Origin of the sequence: Kingella negevensis, from assembly GCF_030177895.1 — a bacterium.
Taxonomy (GTDB): Bacteria; Pseudomonadota; Gammaproteobacteria; order Burkholderiales; family Neisseriaceae; genus Kingella_C; species Kingella_C negevensis.
The window spans coordinates 1,115,153-1,129,975 of record NZ_CP123448.1 but is presented as its reverse complement, the minus strand read 5'-3'; the positions used below and the strand labels follow the sequence as shown (position 1 = coordinate 1,129,975).

At 48.3% G+C, this 14,823-nt stretch carries 13 protein-coding genes; 7 read left to right on the top strand and 6 right to left on the bottom strand.

Annotation, left to right across the window (positions count from 1 at the left end):
* The first annotated feature begins 33 nt into the window (after window positions 1-33).
* From QEO93_RS06280 to QEO93_RS06270, 3 genes are all read left to right on the top strand, one after another.
* Window positions 34-1,296 carry a complex I 51 kDa subunit family protein gene (locus QEO93_RS06280; protein WP_032137266.1) on the top strand — a complete coding sequence of 421 codons (1,263 nt, stop codon included), beginning with the start codon at window positions 34-36 and terminating at the stop codon, window positions 1,294-1,296.
* Between the two features lie 378 nt (window positions 1,297-1,674).
* Window positions 1,675-3,249: a DASS family sodium-coupled anion symporter gene (locus QEO93_RS06275; protein ID WP_032137265.1), complete on the top strand. Its 1,575-nt coding sequence runs from the start codon at window positions 1,675-1,677 to the stop codon at window positions 3,247-3,249.
* A 263-nt stretch (window positions 3,250-3,512) separates the two neighbouring features.
* Window positions 3,513-4,997: a DASS family sodium-coupled anion symporter gene (locus QEO93_RS06270; RefSeq protein ID WP_032137264.1), complete on the top strand. Its 1,485-nt coding sequence runs from the start codon at window positions 3,513-3,515 to the stop codon at window positions 4,995-4,997.
* A 46-nt stretch (window positions 4,998-5,043) separates the two neighbouring features.
* On the opposite strand, the gene QEO93_RS06265 is transcribed toward QEO93_RS06270, so the two are convergent.
* Window positions 5,044-5,928, bottom strand: coding sequence for a LysR family transcriptional regulator (locus QEO93_RS06265; RefSeq protein WP_032137294.1), 885 nt, complete (start codon window positions 5,926-5,928; stop codon window positions 5,044-5,046).
* 126 nt (window positions 5,929-6,054) lie between these two features.
* Between QEO93_RS06265 and hslO the strand changes: the two genes are divergently transcribed.
* The gene (hslO, locus tag QEO93_RS06260; RefSeq protein WP_032137263.1) at window positions 6,055-6,951 is read left to right on the top strand and encodes an Hsp33 family molecular chaperone HslO; all 897 of its coding nucleotides are present in this window, start codon (window positions 6,055-6,057) and stop codon (window positions 6,949-6,951) included.
* Window positions 6,952-7,026: 75 nt separating this feature from the next.
* Here hslO and yidD read toward each other — a convergent pair whose 3' ends face one another.
* Window positions 7,027-7,479, bottom strand: coding sequence for a membrane protein insertion efficiency factor YidD (yidD, locus tag QEO93_RS06255; RefSeq protein ID WP_052368747.1), 453 nt, complete (start codon window positions 7,477-7,479; stop codon window positions 7,027-7,029).
* A gap of 91 nt (window positions 7,480-7,570) precedes the next feature.
* Here yidD and QEO93_RS06250 point away from each other — a divergent pair, with 91 nt between their 5' ends.
* Window positions 7,571-9,241, top strand: coding sequence for a formate--tetrahydrofolate ligase (locus QEO93_RS06250; RefSeq protein ID WP_032137262.1), 1,671 nt, complete (start codon window positions 7,571-7,573; stop codon window positions 9,239-9,241).
* A 157-nt stretch (window positions 9,242-9,398) separates the two neighbouring features.
* Here QEO93_RS06250 and QEO93_RS06245 read toward each other — a convergent pair whose 3' ends face one another.
* The 4 genes from QEO93_RS06245 to QEO93_RS06230 form a co-directional block, all read right to left on the bottom strand.
* Window positions 9,399-10,280: a tyrosine-type recombinase/integrase gene (locus QEO93_RS06245; RefSeq protein WP_032137261.1), complete on the bottom strand. Its 882-nt coding sequence runs from the start codon at window positions 10,278-10,280 to the stop codon at window positions 9,399-9,401.
* Window positions 10,281-10,331: 51 nt separating this feature from the next.
* Complete coding sequence (locus QEO93_RS06240; RefSeq protein WP_032137260.1) at window positions 10,332-10,577, bottom strand: BolA family protein; 246 nt, start codon at window positions 10,575-10,577, stop codon at window positions 10,332-10,334.
* 121 nt (window positions 10,578-10,698) lie between these two features.
* Window positions 10,699-11,697 carry an endolytic transglycosylase MltG gene (gene mltG, locus QEO93_RS06235; RefSeq protein WP_032137259.1) on the bottom strand — a complete coding sequence of 333 codons (999 nt, stop codon included), beginning with the start codon at window positions 11,695-11,697 and terminating at the stop codon, window positions 10,699-10,701.
* A gap of 118 nt (window positions 11,698-11,815) precedes the next feature.
* A complete protein-coding gene (locus tag QEO93_RS06230) occupies window positions 11,816-12,019 on the bottom strand; it encodes a cold-shock protein (RefSeq protein WP_032137258.1) in 204 nt (67 codons plus the stop codon).
* A gap of 211 nt (window positions 12,020-12,230) precedes the next feature.
* On the opposite strand from QEO93_RS06230, the gene clpS reads away from it, so the two are divergent.
* Both clpS and clpA read left to right on the top strand, forming a co-directional pair.
* Window positions 12,231-12,536 carry an ATP-dependent Clp protease adapter ClpS gene (gene clpS / locus QEO93_RS06225; protein WP_032137257.1) on the top strand — a complete coding sequence of 102 codons (306 nt, stop codon included), beginning with the start codon at window positions 12,231-12,233 and terminating at the stop codon, window positions 12,534-12,536.
* Window positions 12,533-14,809, top strand: a complete 2,277-nt coding sequence (clpA, locus tag QEO93_RS06220; protein ID WP_032137256.1) for an ATP-dependent Clp protease ATP-binding subunit ClpA — start codon at window positions 12,533-12,535, stop codon at window positions 14,807-14,809. Before clpS ends, clpA begins: the two co-directional genes overlap by 4 nt.
* The last annotated feature ends 14 nt before the right edge of the window (window positions 14,810-14,823 follow it).

Here is a 14,823-nt window from a genome sequence, read left to right as displayed (position 1 = left end):
CCCAACAAACACCCAAAATACGGAATAAACATCATGAATCCTACCAATGAATTGAACCAAGTATTGCTGCACCCAAGTCGATTAGTCGGTTCAGACTTAAACGCATGGTTAGCAGTAGGCGGTGGCGAAGGCTTGCTGAATGCCTTAACCGCACCCGATAACATCGCCAAAGTATTAGAAGATGCAGGCATCTGCGGCATGGGCGGCGCAGGTTTCCCAACTCACCGCAAATGGACAGCAATGGCAGAAAACCCAAGTGAAAGCGGCGACCGTTACGTTGTCTGCAACGCCAACGAAGACGAACCAGGAACATTCAAAGACCGTTTCTTGCTGGAAAAATCGCCAAACCAAGTGATTGAAGGCGCATTGATTGCCGCTGTTTACACACGCGCAAACAACGTCATCTTGTATATCAACCCACATTTGACCGAAGCCTTGGCAGCCACACGCGCCGCGATTGAACAATGGAAACAACACGATTTGTTCAAACGCATTGAAGCGCACTTGGGCAAACCATTGAACATTCGCGTAACCGAATCATCAGGTCGCTACATTGGCGGCGAAGAAACCGCCGTGATTTCATGGCTCAACGGTGGTTTCCCATTCCCACAACGCAAACCGCCATTCCCATTCCAAAAAGGCGTGGCAGGCGAGCCAACTTTGTTGAACAACACCGAAACTTTGGCGAACATTCCGCACATTTTGCGTAACGGCGCAGAATGGTATCGCGGTTTGGGTCGTGCCAACGGCGTGGGTACAAAATTGTATTCATTGTCTGGCGACGTGTTGAACCCAGGTTTGTACGAATTGCCAATGGGTATCACCTTGCGCGAATTGATTGAAAACTACGGCGGCGGCATGTTGGAAGGTCGCTTGTTTAAAGCCGTGTTTATGGGCGGTCCGTCAAACAATTTGCTGACCGCGAAAGACATGGACGTGCCTTTGGACTTCGTGTCTGCGCGTGAACGTCAATCAGGCTTGGGTACAGGCGCGATGATTGTGATTTCAGAAGGCACAAGCATTGTTCGCAAAACGGCTGAATACATTCAGTTTTTCGCCAACAACTCTTGCGGTCAATGCCCTCCTTGCAAAGGCGGTACGTTCCAATTGGCGCGTTTGGTTGCGCGTGTGGACGACGGTATCAGCACGCCTGACGATTTGCGTGCGTTGCAAAATTTGGTGAACATCATGCCAGGTGCAGGTCGCTGTGGCTTGATTACGGGCGCGGCGACTGTGGTTGCCAGCTCAATGCGTACGTTCGCGATTGAGTACGGTTTGCCAGAGAAAAAAGATTGATGAATTTGCCGTAGGTCGGCTTCTTGAATCCGACCTACGCGGTTTATTCACATAAAAAACTTTCAGGCTGCCTGAAAAAAGTGTTTTGGCGTTTTTTAAAGGCAGCCTGAAATTTATTCTAGAGTGTTAATTTAAGTTACATTGACGCGGGTTTTGTTTAAAATCGCGTTAAATTAAGTTTTTCAGGCAGTCTGAAAATACACGACAAAAAACGCAGAATTGTAGGGTGCGCCTCGCGCACCAAAACCTTTCAGGCAGCCTGAAAGATTAGTTACAGTTGAAAATGGTGCACACGGTGCACCCTACGCAAGAATTGTCGCGTATCTAAACGCAGCCTGAAAACCAAAAGTTTCTTTTTAACTTTCACGAGGTGAAATCATGGGCTTTAAAAAAGTTCCAGCCACCATAGCATTAGCTTTAACGCTAATCATTTGGTTCATTCCAGCACCCGAAGGCGTGTCCGACAACGCGTGGCATTTGCTCGCATTGTTTGTCGGCATTATCGCGGGCATTATCGGCAAAGCCTTGCCCATCGGCGCAATGGCAATGTTGGCGTTTACCATTGTTGCTTTAACGCAAGTGACCGTTGTACCGCCAAAAAAAGAAGCGCCGCCAGCCGCCGCAGCGCAAGCAACGGATAAAGCCGCGCAACCTGCCACCGCTTCCGCACCAGTTGCCGTCAAAGCAGAAGCCAAACCTGCCAAAAAACCAAAAGCCCCACACGTTCAGGCTGCCAACGATGCGTTGAGTTCACTCAATAGCTCGCTGATTTGGATGATTGGTATCGCCATTATGCTGTCGCGCGGTATCTTGAAAACAGGTTTGGGTACACGTTTGGGTTACTTGTTCTTGTCGTTGTTTGGCAAAAACACCTTGGGTATTGCGTACAGCTTGGCTGCGTGTGATTTCCTGATTGCACCTGTCACACCGTCTAACACCGCTCGTGGCGGCGCGATTGTTCACCCGATTATGAAAGCGATTTCTGCCAGTTTCGGTTCAGACCCAGAGCAAGGCACACAAAATAAATTGGGTCGCTATTTGTCTTTGGTGAACTTCCATGCCAACGTGATTTCTTGCATCATCTTCGTTACCGCAACCGCACCAAACCCATTGGTTGTAAACCTGATTGCCGAAGCAACAGGCAACGAAGTGCATTTGTCTTGGACAACTTGGTTCTTGGCAATGGTTGTACCGGGTTTGATTGCTATGGCGATTATGCCGATTGTGCTGTTCTATCTGTATAAACCAGAAGTTATCAAAACCCCAGACGCTCCAGCCATGGCGAGTGAAAAACTGAAAGAAATAGGCGCGATGAGCAAAGGCGAAAAAATCATGTTAGCGATTTTGGGCTTATTGCTGTTGCTGTGGGCAGGTGCAACTGACGCGCTGTTCGGTATCAAAATCGACGCCACCACCACCACATTATTGGGCTTGTCTTTAGCGTTGCTTTCAGGCGTTTTGACTTGGGACGACGTGTTGAAAGAAAAAGGCGCGTGGGACACCGTGATTTGGTTTGCCGCGTTGGTGATGATGGCAGATTTCTTGAACAAATTGGGTTTCATCAAATGGTTCTCTAACCTGATGGGCAGCAACATTCAAAGCATGGGCTTGAGCTGGCAAGCCGCTTGTGCGATTTTGACTGTGGTGTACATTCTGGTTCACTACATGTTCGCGAGTGGTACAGCGCACGTTACTGCGATGCTTGCCGCGTTCTACACCGTGGGCTTGTCTTTGGGTGCGCCGCCAATGTTGTTTGCTCTGATTTTGGCTTCGGCTACTGGCATCATGTTCGGCTTGACTCACTACGCAACAGGCACAGCCCCTGTGATTTACAACTCTGGTTATACAACCATGGGCGAATGGTGGATTGCAGGTTTGGTAATGTGTGTTGTGAATATGGCAATTTTCTACACTATCGGTTTGGTATGGTGGAAAGTGCTGGGTTACTGGTAAACACGTTTTCAGGCTGCGATAGAAATGTAGCAGCCTGAAATATGCTGTTTACGAATAAAACGCAGCCTGAAAATAATGTTTTCAGGCTGCGTTTTGCATGGGTTAGCAGTTCATAGGTCGGATTCAAGAATCCGACCTATGGGTAAGTTTACAGGCTACTGATTTTTGTTAAAAAATGCAAACAAATCCTTTAAAATACGCGCTTTCTTTTCAGGTTGCAGCCTGAAAAAACTCTTCTTCATTTCAACAAAAAAGGTAAACACATGGGTTTCCAAAAAACACCCGCAGCCGTTGCGTTAGCGATTACGCTCATCATCTGGTTCATTCCCACGCCCGAAGGCGTTGCCGCAAATGCATGGCACTTGCTCGCCATTTTCATTGGCATTATTGCAGGCATTATCGGCAAAGCCATGCCCATCGGCGCAATGGCAATTTTGGCGATGACGATTGTCGCGCTGCTGCAAGTAACCGTCCCCGAAATCGACCCGAAAACCAACTTGCCGTTTAAAAATCCGCACGTTCAAGCCGTGAAAGACGCGCTGAGTCCACTCAACAGCACCTTGATTTGGATGATTGGCGTGGCGATTATGCTGTCGCGTGGTTTGCTGAAAACAGGTTTAGGCACGCGCATTGGTTATTTATTCCTATCGCTGTTTGGCAAAAACACGATTGGCATTGCCTACAGCCTGTGTTTGAGCGATTTGCTGATTGCGCCCGTTACCCCGTCCAACACGGCTCGCGGCGGCGCGATTGTTCACCCGATTATGAAAGCGATTGCAACCAGCTTTGATTCTGACCCCGAAAAAGGCACGCAAAACCGCTTGGGGCGTTATCTCGCGTTGGTGAATTATCACGCGAACATCATCACTTGTATCATGTTCGTTACCGCAACCGCACCAAACCCACTGGCAGCGGAATTGATTGCGAAAGCAACCAATAACGAAGTGCAACTGACTTGGACAACTTGGTTTGTTGCCATGGTTGTGCCGGGGTTGGTGGCGATGGCGGTCATGCCGTTGGTGCTGTTTTTTATGTATAAACCTGAAATCGTGAACACGCCTGACGCGCCTGCGATGGCTCGTGGAAAACTCAAAGCGATGGGCAAAATGAGCAGTCAGGAAAAAATTGTGTTAGCGGTGTTTGGTGTGCTGTTGTTTTTGTGGGCAGGTTTGTCCGACACGTTGCTCGGCATCAAAATTGATGCACCTACAACCACATTCTTGGGTTTATCGCTGTTTTTGCTGACTGGTGTTTTGACTTGGGACGATGTGCTAAAAGAAAAAGGCGCGTGGGACTTGGTGATTTGGTTTGCCGCGCTGGTGATGATGGCAAATTTCCTGAACCAACTGGGTTTAATCAAATGGCTGTCTAATTCCGCGGGGCAAGGCATTGAGCATTTGGGCTTGAGCTGGTATTGGGCTTGCGCGTTGTTGGCGGTGGTTTACATTTATGCGCACTACATTTTTGCGAGCGGCACAGCACACGTTACCGCCATGCTCGGTGCGTTTTATGCAGTGGGCTTGCATTTGGGTGCGCCGCCGATGTTGTTTGCGCTGATGTTGGCGGCTGGCACGGGCATTATGTTAAGCTTGACGCACTACGCTTCGGGTGTGTCGCCTGTGATTTTCGGCTCGGGTTACACAACCATGGGCGAATTTTGGACGGCTGGCTTTGTGATGAGTGTGGCGGAATTGATTATTTTTGCTACCGTTGGTTTGGGGTGGTGGAAAGTTTTGGGGTATTGGTAAACAAGAAAAAACGCAGCCTGAAAAATGTTTTCAGGCTGCGTTATTTTTATTTTTCAGGCTGCAATTCTTTAGCCAAAAAATCAATAAAACTGCGCACAGTCGCTTTCATAAACTGGCGTTTGGCATACACGGCATAAAGCGGCGGATTGGTAATCGGTTCAGGCAGCAAATTCACGAGTTTGCCTGTGGACAAGTCTTCATCAGCCAACCACGCTGGCATATAACCAATGCCTGCATGGGCGTAAATCATAGAAGCGACCATTTGTGTGTGGTTGCTCTGAATTTTGCCATGCAACTGAAGCGTGATTTGTTCGCCGCCCAATGCCACTTTTTGCTGACTCATATCGGTGTAAGACGGCAAAATGGCGTTGTGTTGCGCGAAGTCTTCTGCCGTTTTTGGGTGTCCGTGTTTCGCCAAATATTGCTGCGTGGCGACTAAGTAAAACGGAATCACGCCGAGTGGTCGCGCAATAATGTTTTCTGCCAAACTGTGCGACAAACGTAGTGCAATGTCTTCGCCATCGCTGTTCAAATCCACATGGCGGTTGCTCAACGTCAGCACGGGTTCAACTTTCGGATATTGCTCGCAATATTTAGCAATCAGTTGCGCGAACCTATCGCAAGCAAACCAAACGGGTGCGCTGATTCGCAGCGTGCCTTGTGGCATTTTTGTGCCTTGCGTGGCTTGCGCGGCGGCTTGCTCCAGCACGTCCAAAGCGGTTAAGCAGTCTTGATAATAGCTTTCGCCTTGCTCTGTGAGTTTCAGGCTGCGATTGTTGCGATACAGCAGTTGTGCACCCACGTGTTTTTCCAGATGAACAACGTGTTTACTCGTCATCGGAATGGAAATGTCTAGCAAGTCTGCGGCGCGTGTGAAGCTGCCGCTTTGTACAACTTGGCAAAATACTTTCATGCTGAATAATGTGTCCATGCTGCCTGAAACCTTGTGTTGAAAAAAACTTATTTTAACAAATATTTTGCTGCAATCCTTGATTTTCAGGCTGCGTGAAACCATATAAGGGCTATCATAAAACATAACTGATAGAAAGTTCAAAAAATGGCTCAAGATTCTTTTAACCAACGCACACGTTTTATTTTTGATGATTTCCCCGTGCGCGGTTTACACGTTCACTTGCAAGACGTTTGGCAACACATTGTTTCGGGCAAACATTACCCCATTGCTATTCGCCGCGCATTGGGCGAATTATTGGCGGCTGGCAGCTTGCTGTCGAGCAATTTGAAATTAGACGGCACGCTGATTGTGCAAGTGCAAGGGCAGGGCGTGTTGAAAATGCTGGTGGTGGAAGCGACTTCTGAACACACGGTTCGTGCAACGGCACGTTACGATGAAACGGCGCAAATCGCTGATGATACGGATTTAACCACTTTGCTGGGCGAAAATAGCGTGTTTGTTTTGACGGTGCAACCAAAAGAAGGCGAGCCGTGGCAAGGCGTTGTGCCATTGGAAGGCGGCAAAATTTCCGATATTTTGATGAACTACATGGCGCGTTCTGAGCAGTTGGATACTTATATTGTGCTGGCTTCTGATGATGAAAACGTGGGCGGTTTGCTGTTGCAACGCTTGCCTGAGCAGGAATTGGATAACGATTCTTGGCAACACGTTTGCACGCTGTCTGAAACGCTGACGGAAACTGAATTGTTGAATTTGGACGCGCAGAATGTGTTGTATCGCTTGTTCCACGAAACGCCGCCACGTGTGTTTGAACCTGAAGCGTTGGAATTTGCTTGCACGTGTTCACGCGGAAAAGTGAGCGATATGTTGCTGATGTTGGGTGGCGAAGAAGTGGGTGTGGCTGTGGTAGAAGAGGGCAGCATTACCGTGGATTGCGATTTCTGCAACGAGCATTATACGTTTGATGAAACGGATATTAATGCGTTGTTTGGCATGGACGTGGTGGCTGCTGTTAAAGCAAATACGCGTGTAGCGAATTAAGTTTTTCAGGCTGCGATTGTAAAAAAAAGGGACAGGATTGATTACTGTCCCTTTTTGCATTTGCAGCCTGAAAACTCATTCATCATCAGACCCAGCCAAATTCGGCACACGAATAGGTTTCTTTTTCGGCTCACGCGGCTGCTCATCGCGGCAGCTGCCCACTTCTCCACCGCAATTCATGCAATTGCACCCAGCATCTAAACAATCCGACTGCGTGCTGGTCAAACCACAATCCCCGTCGCACGGAATATCACACGGCACATCACAAAAACCACGCTGAAATTTGCCCATGCTCAGCGATTGCGTCGGCTTACAAAAATGCTCATAAGCAAACCGACAATGCGCAAATCGCCGCCGCAACAAAATGCAGCCTGAAAACACCCCAAACCGCCGAATCAAGCGATAACCCACGCCCGAGCAACCGCAGCCGCCGTAAACCACACGATACGCGCAGCTAAATCCCTTTCTCGGCGACACGTATTTTTGATACGCGCGAATGCTCCATAAAACCCATTTTTTCAACATCATTTATCCTTTTCAGGCTGCCTGAAATCATTTTAAATTTAGCAAATTACGTTAAAATAGCCAATCTGTTTTTAATCTACAAAGGGAAAATATCATGCAAACAGACGTAGAAATTGCGCAAGCTGCCGAAATCAAACACATCAACGAAATCGCCGCTAAACTCGGTTTGCAGCCTGAAAATTTGGAGCATTACGGCAAATACAAAGCCAAAATCAACCCAGCCGATGCTTTCAGGCTGCCAGCCAAACAAGGCAAACTGATTTTGGTAACCGCGATTAACCCAACCCCCGCAGGCGAAGGCAAAACCACCGTTACCATTGGTTTGACCGACGCGCTGAATTTGATTGGCAAACAAGCGGTTGTCGCCATGCGCGAACCATCTTTAGGCCCCGTTTTCGGCATCAAAGGCGGCGCAGCTGGCGGCGGCTATTCGCAAGTGTTGCCTATGGAAGACATCAATTTGCATTTCACAGGTGATTTTCACGCGATTGGCGCGGCGAATAATTTGCTTGCCGCGATGTTGGACAACCACATTTATCAAGGCAACGCGCTGAATATTGACCCCAAACGTGTGATGTGGCGACGTGTCATGGACATGAACGACCGCCAATTACGCAACATCATCAACGGTTTAGGCAAGCCGACAGATGGCGTCATCCGCCCAGACGGTTTTGATATTACCGTTGCCAGCGAAGTGATGGCGGTGTTCTGTTTGGCGAAAGATTTGGCGGATTTGAAAACGCGCTTGGGCAATATTTTGGTCGCCTATGCCTTTGATAATCAACCCGTTTACGCCAAAGATTTGAAAGCCAACGGCGCAATGGCGGCATTGCTCAAAGATGCGATTAAACCGAATTTGGTGCAAACGATTTCAGGCAGCCCAGCCTTTGTTCACGGCGGACCATTTGCCAATATCGCGCACGGCTGCAATTCCGTTTTAGCGACACGATTGGCGCAACATTTGGGCGATTACGCGGTAACGGAAGCAGGTTTTGGCGCGGATTTGGGCGCGGAAAAATTCTGCGACATCAAATCGCGTTTGGCGAAATTGAAACCCGATTGCGCCGTAGTCGTGGCAACGGTTCGCGCGTTGAAATACAACGGTGGCGTGGAAAAAGCCGATTTGAACGCGGAAAATGTGGCGGCTGTGGAACGCGGTTTGCCGAATTTATTGAAACACATCAGCAATTTAAAAAATGTGTTCGGTTTACCAGTTGTGGTAGCGATTAACCGTTTTGTGTCGGACAGCGATGCGGAATTGGCGGCGATTCAGGCAGCCTGCAACGTGGCAGGCGCGGAAGTTTCGCTAACGGAAGTGTGGGCGAAAGGCGGCGCAGGCGGCGCGGATTTGGCGCAAAAAGTGGTGGCGGCGATTGAGCAAAACGCACAGCCATTCACATTCGCCTACGATGTAAACGACAGTATCCGCGACAAAATCACGGCGATTGCCACGAAAATTTACGGCGCGGCTGGTGTGGAATTTAGCGCGGAAGCGGCGGCGGAAATCGCGAATTTAGAGCGTTTGGGTTTAGATAAATTGCCGATTTGTATGGCGAAAACGCAGTATTCGTTGAGTGACAACGCGAAACTATTGGGCTTCCCGACTGGATTCACGATTAGCGTGCGCGGTTTGACGGTGTCGGCTGGGGCTGGGTTTATTGTGGCGTTGTGTGGCGCGATGATGAAAATGCCGGGCTTGCCGAAAGTGCCTGCTGCAGAGCGGATTGATGTAGATGAAAATGGGGTGATTAGTGGGTTGTTTTGATTTTCAGGCAGCCTGAAAATGCGCGATAAAACATGGAGCGTCGGTGGCTCGCCGACATCATCGTTAATCATCACGATTTTATTTTTCATTGAGAATGTGTCGGTGAGCCACCGACGTTCCAGTTAAAAGTAGCCTGAAAACTTTTCAGGCTGCTTTTTTATTCTTTCTTTTTGCGATGAGCGCGTGGGTGGCTTTGGTCGTAGACTTCCGCCAAATGGTCAAAATCCAGCTTGGTGTAAATCTGCGTGGTGGACAAATTTTCATGCCCCAGCAAATCTTGCACAGCGCGTAAATCTCGGGAGGCTTGCAGCAAATGTCCTGCAAAACTGTGTCGTAACATATGCGGCGATATGTGTTGCGGACTGCTGCGCCGTTTTGCCCAGTTTTCTAGCCGTTTGGCGATTTGGCGCGCGCCCACTCTGCGTCCGTGTATGCCTGTGAACAGGGCGGTTTCGCCTGTTAATTCGGGGCGGACGGCGAGCCATTTTTGCAAAACTTCTATGCTGTGGCGTGTGAGTGGCACTTGGCGTTGTTTGCTGCCTTTGCCGATGACGTTTACCCAGCCTGCGTCTAAATAGATGTCTTGCACGTTCAGGCTGCAAAGTTCGGCTAAGCGTAAGCCGCTGCCGTACATCAGTTCGCAAACAGCTTGGTCGCGCAGAGAGAGGATTTGTTCATCTGGGTCGCCTTGGTCGAGCAGTTGGTTGAGGACTTCGCGGTCGATAGCGCGTGGGAGGCGTTCTGGGATTTTGGGGGCTTTGATGCCGAGTGTGGGATTGGTTTTCAGGCTGCCAATGCGTTGTAAATAGGCGCAATATTGTCGCCATACGGAGAGTTTTCGGGCGAGTGTGGCTTCGCTGAGTCCGCGTTGGGACAGGCGTTTGAATGCGGCGATAAAATCGGGGCGCGTGGGGTTTTTAGGCAGCAATTCGGCGAGTTCTTGCAAATCGGCTTCGTAGGCTTGCAAGGTGTTGGGGGAGCGGTTGAGTTGCTTTTGCTCTAGCAAATACGCGGATAGGTGGGTAAAAAATGGGTTCATGTTTTCTAGCAAAAAGCAGCCTGAAAGATTGTTTTTCAGGCTGCCTTAATATTATTGTTTCGCTGCCCATTCTGCTGGGGTAGCAGCTACGGAAATCGACAAGGCGTGTAATTCATTGCTTGCCAGTTGTTCTGCTAAACCGTCTTTAATCAGGCGATGACGCGCTAAACGGGCTTTTCCTTCAAATGATGATGATACGATTTTGGCGAAGAAGTGGTGTCCGTCGCCTTCTACTTCAATGTGTTCGCAAGGGGTTACGTTGGCAATCAGTTCTTTTACTTGTTCTGGAAGTAACATGGTTTGTGTCTTTCAAAAAAATTCAATGGAACAAAGATTTTAACATTTTTCAGGCTGCCTTTCAGTACGCGACAGAAATTTTTGCAGTGGAGCGTCGTTTACTAAAACACAGCCTGAAAATTTATTTTTTCTTCAAAATATATTGTCGAACGGCTTGGTTGTGTTCGTCTAACGTGCGACTGAATTGGCTTTTGCCTGTGTTATCCATGCGTGAAACGAAGTACAAATAATCGCTTTTGGCTGGACTGGCGGCGGCTTCTAAAGCGGCTTTGCTCGGCAAGGCGATGGGCGTAGGTGGTAAACCGTGTCGCGTGTAGGTGTTGTACGGCGTGTCGCGCTGCAAATCGGCTTTGCGAATACGCCCTGTGTACGCGCTGCCCATGCCGTAAATCACGGTCGGGTCGGTTTGCAAGCGCATGTTTTTTTCTAATCGATTGCGGAATACGGCGGCAACATCGCGGCGGTCATCTTCATGTGCGGTTTCTTTTTCAATCAGGCTTGCCATAATCAGCAATTCATACGGCATGTTATAGGGCAACGCGGCATCTCGGTCGTCCCATGCTTCTTTCAATTCGCGTTCCATGGCTTTGTACGATGCTTTGAAAATCTGCAAATCGCTGCTGCCTGCTGCAATTTCGTAGCTGTCTGGGAAGAACAAGCCTTCTGGGTTGTCTGAAAGGGGATTGGGGGTAACTTTGTGCAGCAATTCTTCGTCTGTCATGTTTTTCGTGTCGTGGCGAATATTGTCCATTTGGTTCACCACGCGGCGCATTTGTGAAAAACGCATGCCTTCTACAATTTGCACACGCACGGAATCGGGGCTGTTTTTCTGCAATTTCTGCAGAATTTCCCAAGCCGAAACACGTGCTGGCAAGCGATAACTGCCGTTGGTTAATTTGTCATGTACGCCTAAAAAATAAGCGGCTGCCATTAATACGGGGCGGCTATACACTTTTTTGTCATCAGCCAATTTGCGGCTTACAGCAGAAATCCCTTGCCCTTTTTCAACCACAATTCTGTAAGGCAATCCATTGTTTTTCGGATAAAATAACAAAGTTGCCGCCACGCCTATCGCAGCCAAAGGCAAAAACAGTAAAAAGAATTTAACTTTTGCAGACATATTGAAAATAATCCTGTTATTTTTCAGGCTGCCTATTATGGCAGCCTGAAAATATAAAAAAGGCGGATTATATTAATCCGCCTTAGCTGTTTGGTAAAAACCGATAAAGGTTTTAGGATTAAGCTGCTTGGATGTTAGCAGCTTGTTTACCTTTAGGACCAGTTGTTACATCAAAAGAAACTTTTTGACCTTCTTTCAATGTTTTGAAACCTTCCATGTTAATCGCAGAGAAGTGAGCGAACAAATCTTCGCCACCTTCATCAGGAGTGATAAAACCAAAACCTTTAGCGTCGTTAAACCATTTAACAGTACCAGTTGCCATAAATCTTACTTTCTTAAAAAATTGATAATACAGCGTAACGTGAGTTATCAAAAAGGGTTTTTGGATTACTGCAAAAATTAACACAATTTAATATATTGCACGATTAACGCTGGTGTTATTTTGACTGTGTTAAAATTTGTAGTCAAGTTTTATTTAGGAAAACGCCGTTTTTTCATTAAAATGCGCATATAAATACCACAGAAGCAAGAAAATGAGCCAATCACAACTAACTCGCCAATCAAATAAACACAAACTTACGCCACCCAAACGCTGGGGCGTATTTTTGTTAAACGACCATTACACACCCATGGATTTTGTTGTGAACATTCTCACCGATGTGTTTGGGCTGCCTGAAAAACAAGCCACCGCCATCATGCTAGAAGTCCACCACAACGGCAAAGGTTTGTGTGGCGCATACACGCGCGACATCGCCGAAACCAAACAATATCAAGTAAACCTGCTCGCCGAAGACGCAGGTTATCCACTGATGTGCACCATCGAGGAACTATCGCTATGATTTCACGCGAACTAGAACACATTTTGCAAATCATGTATGAGCAAGCGCGCAATATGCACCACGAATTAGTGGGCTTAGAGCACCTATTGCTGGCACTGATTCAACACTCGCCCACCATTGACGCAGCCTTGCGCCAATGCGAAGTCGAAACCGCGCTGCTTGCCGTGCAATTGCAAGAAAACATTGACGAAAACACCCCCGTTTTCCCCGATAAACAGCAATTTGACCATTTTGAACCGCAGCCCACATTAGGCTTTCAGCGCGTGATGCAGCGCGCCATGATTCACGTTCAGCATTCATCACAAGACCAAGTGCTGCCTGAAGACGCCCTGATTGCGCTGCTGGACGAAGAAAACTGCCCAGCAGTGTATTTATTGCAACTTCACGGCGCAAACCGTTTAGATTTGCTGCGTTATTTTTCGCACGGCAAACCCCTTTCAGGCAGCCTGAAAAATGCGCAAGAAGAGGAAGAAGATAACGCGCTGGCAGACGCCCCATTAGCCGCCTACACCGTGAATCTAAACGAAGAAGTGCAATCGGGACGCATTGACCCCTTAATCGGGCGCAAAATGGAAATGGAACGCGTGTTGCAAATTTTGTGTCGCCGCCGTAAAAACAATCCGCTTTTGGTCGGCGAAGCTGGCGTGGGCAAAACGGCGTTGGCGGAAGGCTTGGCGTATTTAATTGAACAAAAACAAGTACCTGACGTGTTGGCAAATGCAACTGTTTTCGCGTTGGATATGGGCGCGTTGTTGGCTGGCGCGAAATATCGTGGCGATTTTGAAGCGCGTTTGAAAGCGGTGCTGAAAGAATTGACGAAAGTGGAAAACGCGGTTTTATTTGTTGATGAAATTCATACGGTTATCGGCGCAGGCAGCACGCAAGGCAACAATATGGACGCGAGTAATTTGCTCAAACCTGCGTTGGCGAAAGGGCAACTGCGCTGCATTGGCGCGACCACTTACGAAGAATATCGCACCGTGTTCAACAAAGACCACGCGCTGAGTCGCCGTTTCCAAAAAATTGATGTGGTTGAGCCGACTGTGGCGGAAACGGTGCAAATTTTGCAAGGTTTGCGCCCGATGTTTGAGCAACATCACAGCGTTGAATATTTGGACGAGGCGTTTCAGGCAGCCGCTGAATTGTCGGCAAAATACATCAACGAGCGTTTTTTGCCTGACAAAGCCATTGATATTATTGACGAAGCAGGCGCGGCGCAACGAATCGCGCTGCCTGAAAATCGTTTAACGCAAATCAACAAGGCGGAAATTGAACGCATTGTCGCCAAAATCGCCCGAATCCCTGAAACAACGGTTTCGCACGATGACAAACAGGTTTTGAAAACGCTTGCCGATACGCTGAAACGCAAAGTTTTTGGGCAGGATAATGCGATTGAAGCGCTGGTTTCTGCTGTAAAAATGTCGCGTTCAGGTTTGGGGCTGCCTGAAAAACCGATTGGCAGTTTTTTGTTTAGCGGTCCGACTGGTGTGGGCAAAACGGAAGTGGCGAAACAGTTGGCGACGGAATTGGGCGTGCCGTTGCAACGCTTTGATATGTCTGAATATATGGAAGCGCATGCGGTTTCGCGTTTGATTGGTGCACCACCAGGCTATGTCGGTTTTGAACAAGGCGGTTTGCTGACGGAATGTATTAACAAACAGCCGCATTGTGTTTTGCTGCTAGACGAAATTGAGAAAGCGCACCGCGATATTTACAATGTGTTGCTGCAAGTGATGGACGCGGGCAAATTGACGGACAACACGGGACGCAGCGCGGATTTTCGCAATGTCATCATCATCATGACAACCAACGCAGGCGCGGAAGCGTTGAGCAAACCGAGTTTTGGTTTTATCAGCAAACGCGAGCGCGGCGATGAAATGGTGGACATCAAAAAATTGTTTACGCCTGAATTTCGCAATCGTTTAGATGCGATTATTCCGTTTGCGCCGTTGTCGCCTGAAATCATTGCGAAAGTGGTGGATAAATTTTTGGCGCAGTTGGCAGCGCAGTTGGCGGACAAAAAAGTGGTGGCAGAATTTGGCGACGCGATGCGTAAACATTTGGCGGCAAAAGGTTTTGACCCACAAATGGGCGCACGTCCTATGCACCGTTTGATTCAAGAGCAAATTCGTAAGGCGTTGGCCGATGAGTTGCTGTTTGGCAAATTGACGGACGGTGGTTTTGTGTTGGTGGATTGGGACGAGAAGACGCAGAAAGCGAAATTGTCGTTTAGAAAATCACGCCCACGTAAGAAAACGGCTGTTGCAGCCTGAAAATAGAAAAGCAG

Bases quoted from the DNA above. Each gene is read 5' to 3' on its own strand.
- clpA (WP_032137256.1), top strand. From the start codon at position 12,533: ATGATTTCACGCGAACTAGAACACATTTTGCAAATCATGTATGAGCAA.
- QEO93_RS06250 (WP_032137262.1), top strand. From the start codon at position 7,571: ATGCAAACAGACGTAGAAATTGCGCAAGCTGCCGAAATCAAACACATC.
- QEO93_RS06240 (WP_032137260.1), bottom strand. From the start codon at position 10,577: ATGTTACTTCCAGAACAAGTAAAAGAACTGATTGCCAACGTAACCCCT.
- yidD (WP_052368747.1), bottom strand. From the start codon at position 7,479: ATGATGTTGAAAAAATGGGTTTTATGGAGCATTCGCGCGTATCAAAAA.
- hslO (WP_032137263.1), top strand. From the start codon at position 6,055: ATGGCTCAAGATTCTTTTAACCAACGCACACGTTTTATTTTTGATGAT.
- clpS (WP_032137257.1), top strand. From the start codon at position 12,231: ATGAGCCAATCACAACTAACTCGCCAATCAAATAAACACAAACTTACG.
- QEO93_RS06270 (WP_032137264.1), top strand. From the start codon at position 3,513: ATGGGTTTCCAAAAAACACCCGCAGCCGTTGCGTTAGCGATTACGCTC.
- mltG (WP_032137259.1), bottom strand. From the start codon at position 11,697: ATGTCTGCAAAAGTTAAATTCTTTTTACTGTTTTTGCCTTTGGCTGCG.
- QEO93_RS06280 (WP_032137266.1), top strand. From the start codon at position 34: ATGAATCCTACCAATGAATTGAACCAAGTATTGCTGCACCCAAGTCGA.
- QEO93_RS06275 (WP_032137265.1), top strand. From the start codon at position 1,675: ATGGGCTTTAAAAAAGTTCCAGCCACCATAGCATTAGCTTTAACGCTA.
- QEO93_RS06265 (WP_032137294.1), bottom strand. From the start codon at position 5,928: ATGGACACATTATTCAGCATGAAAGTATTTTGCCAAGTTGTACAAAGC.
- QEO93_RS06230 (WP_032137258.1), bottom strand. From the start codon at position 12,019: ATGGCAACTGGTACTGTTAAATGGTTTAACGACGCTAAAGGTTTTGGT.
- QEO93_RS06245 (WP_032137261.1), bottom strand. From the start codon at position 10,280: ATGAACCCATTTTTTACCCACCTATCCGCGTATTTGCTAGAGCAAAAG.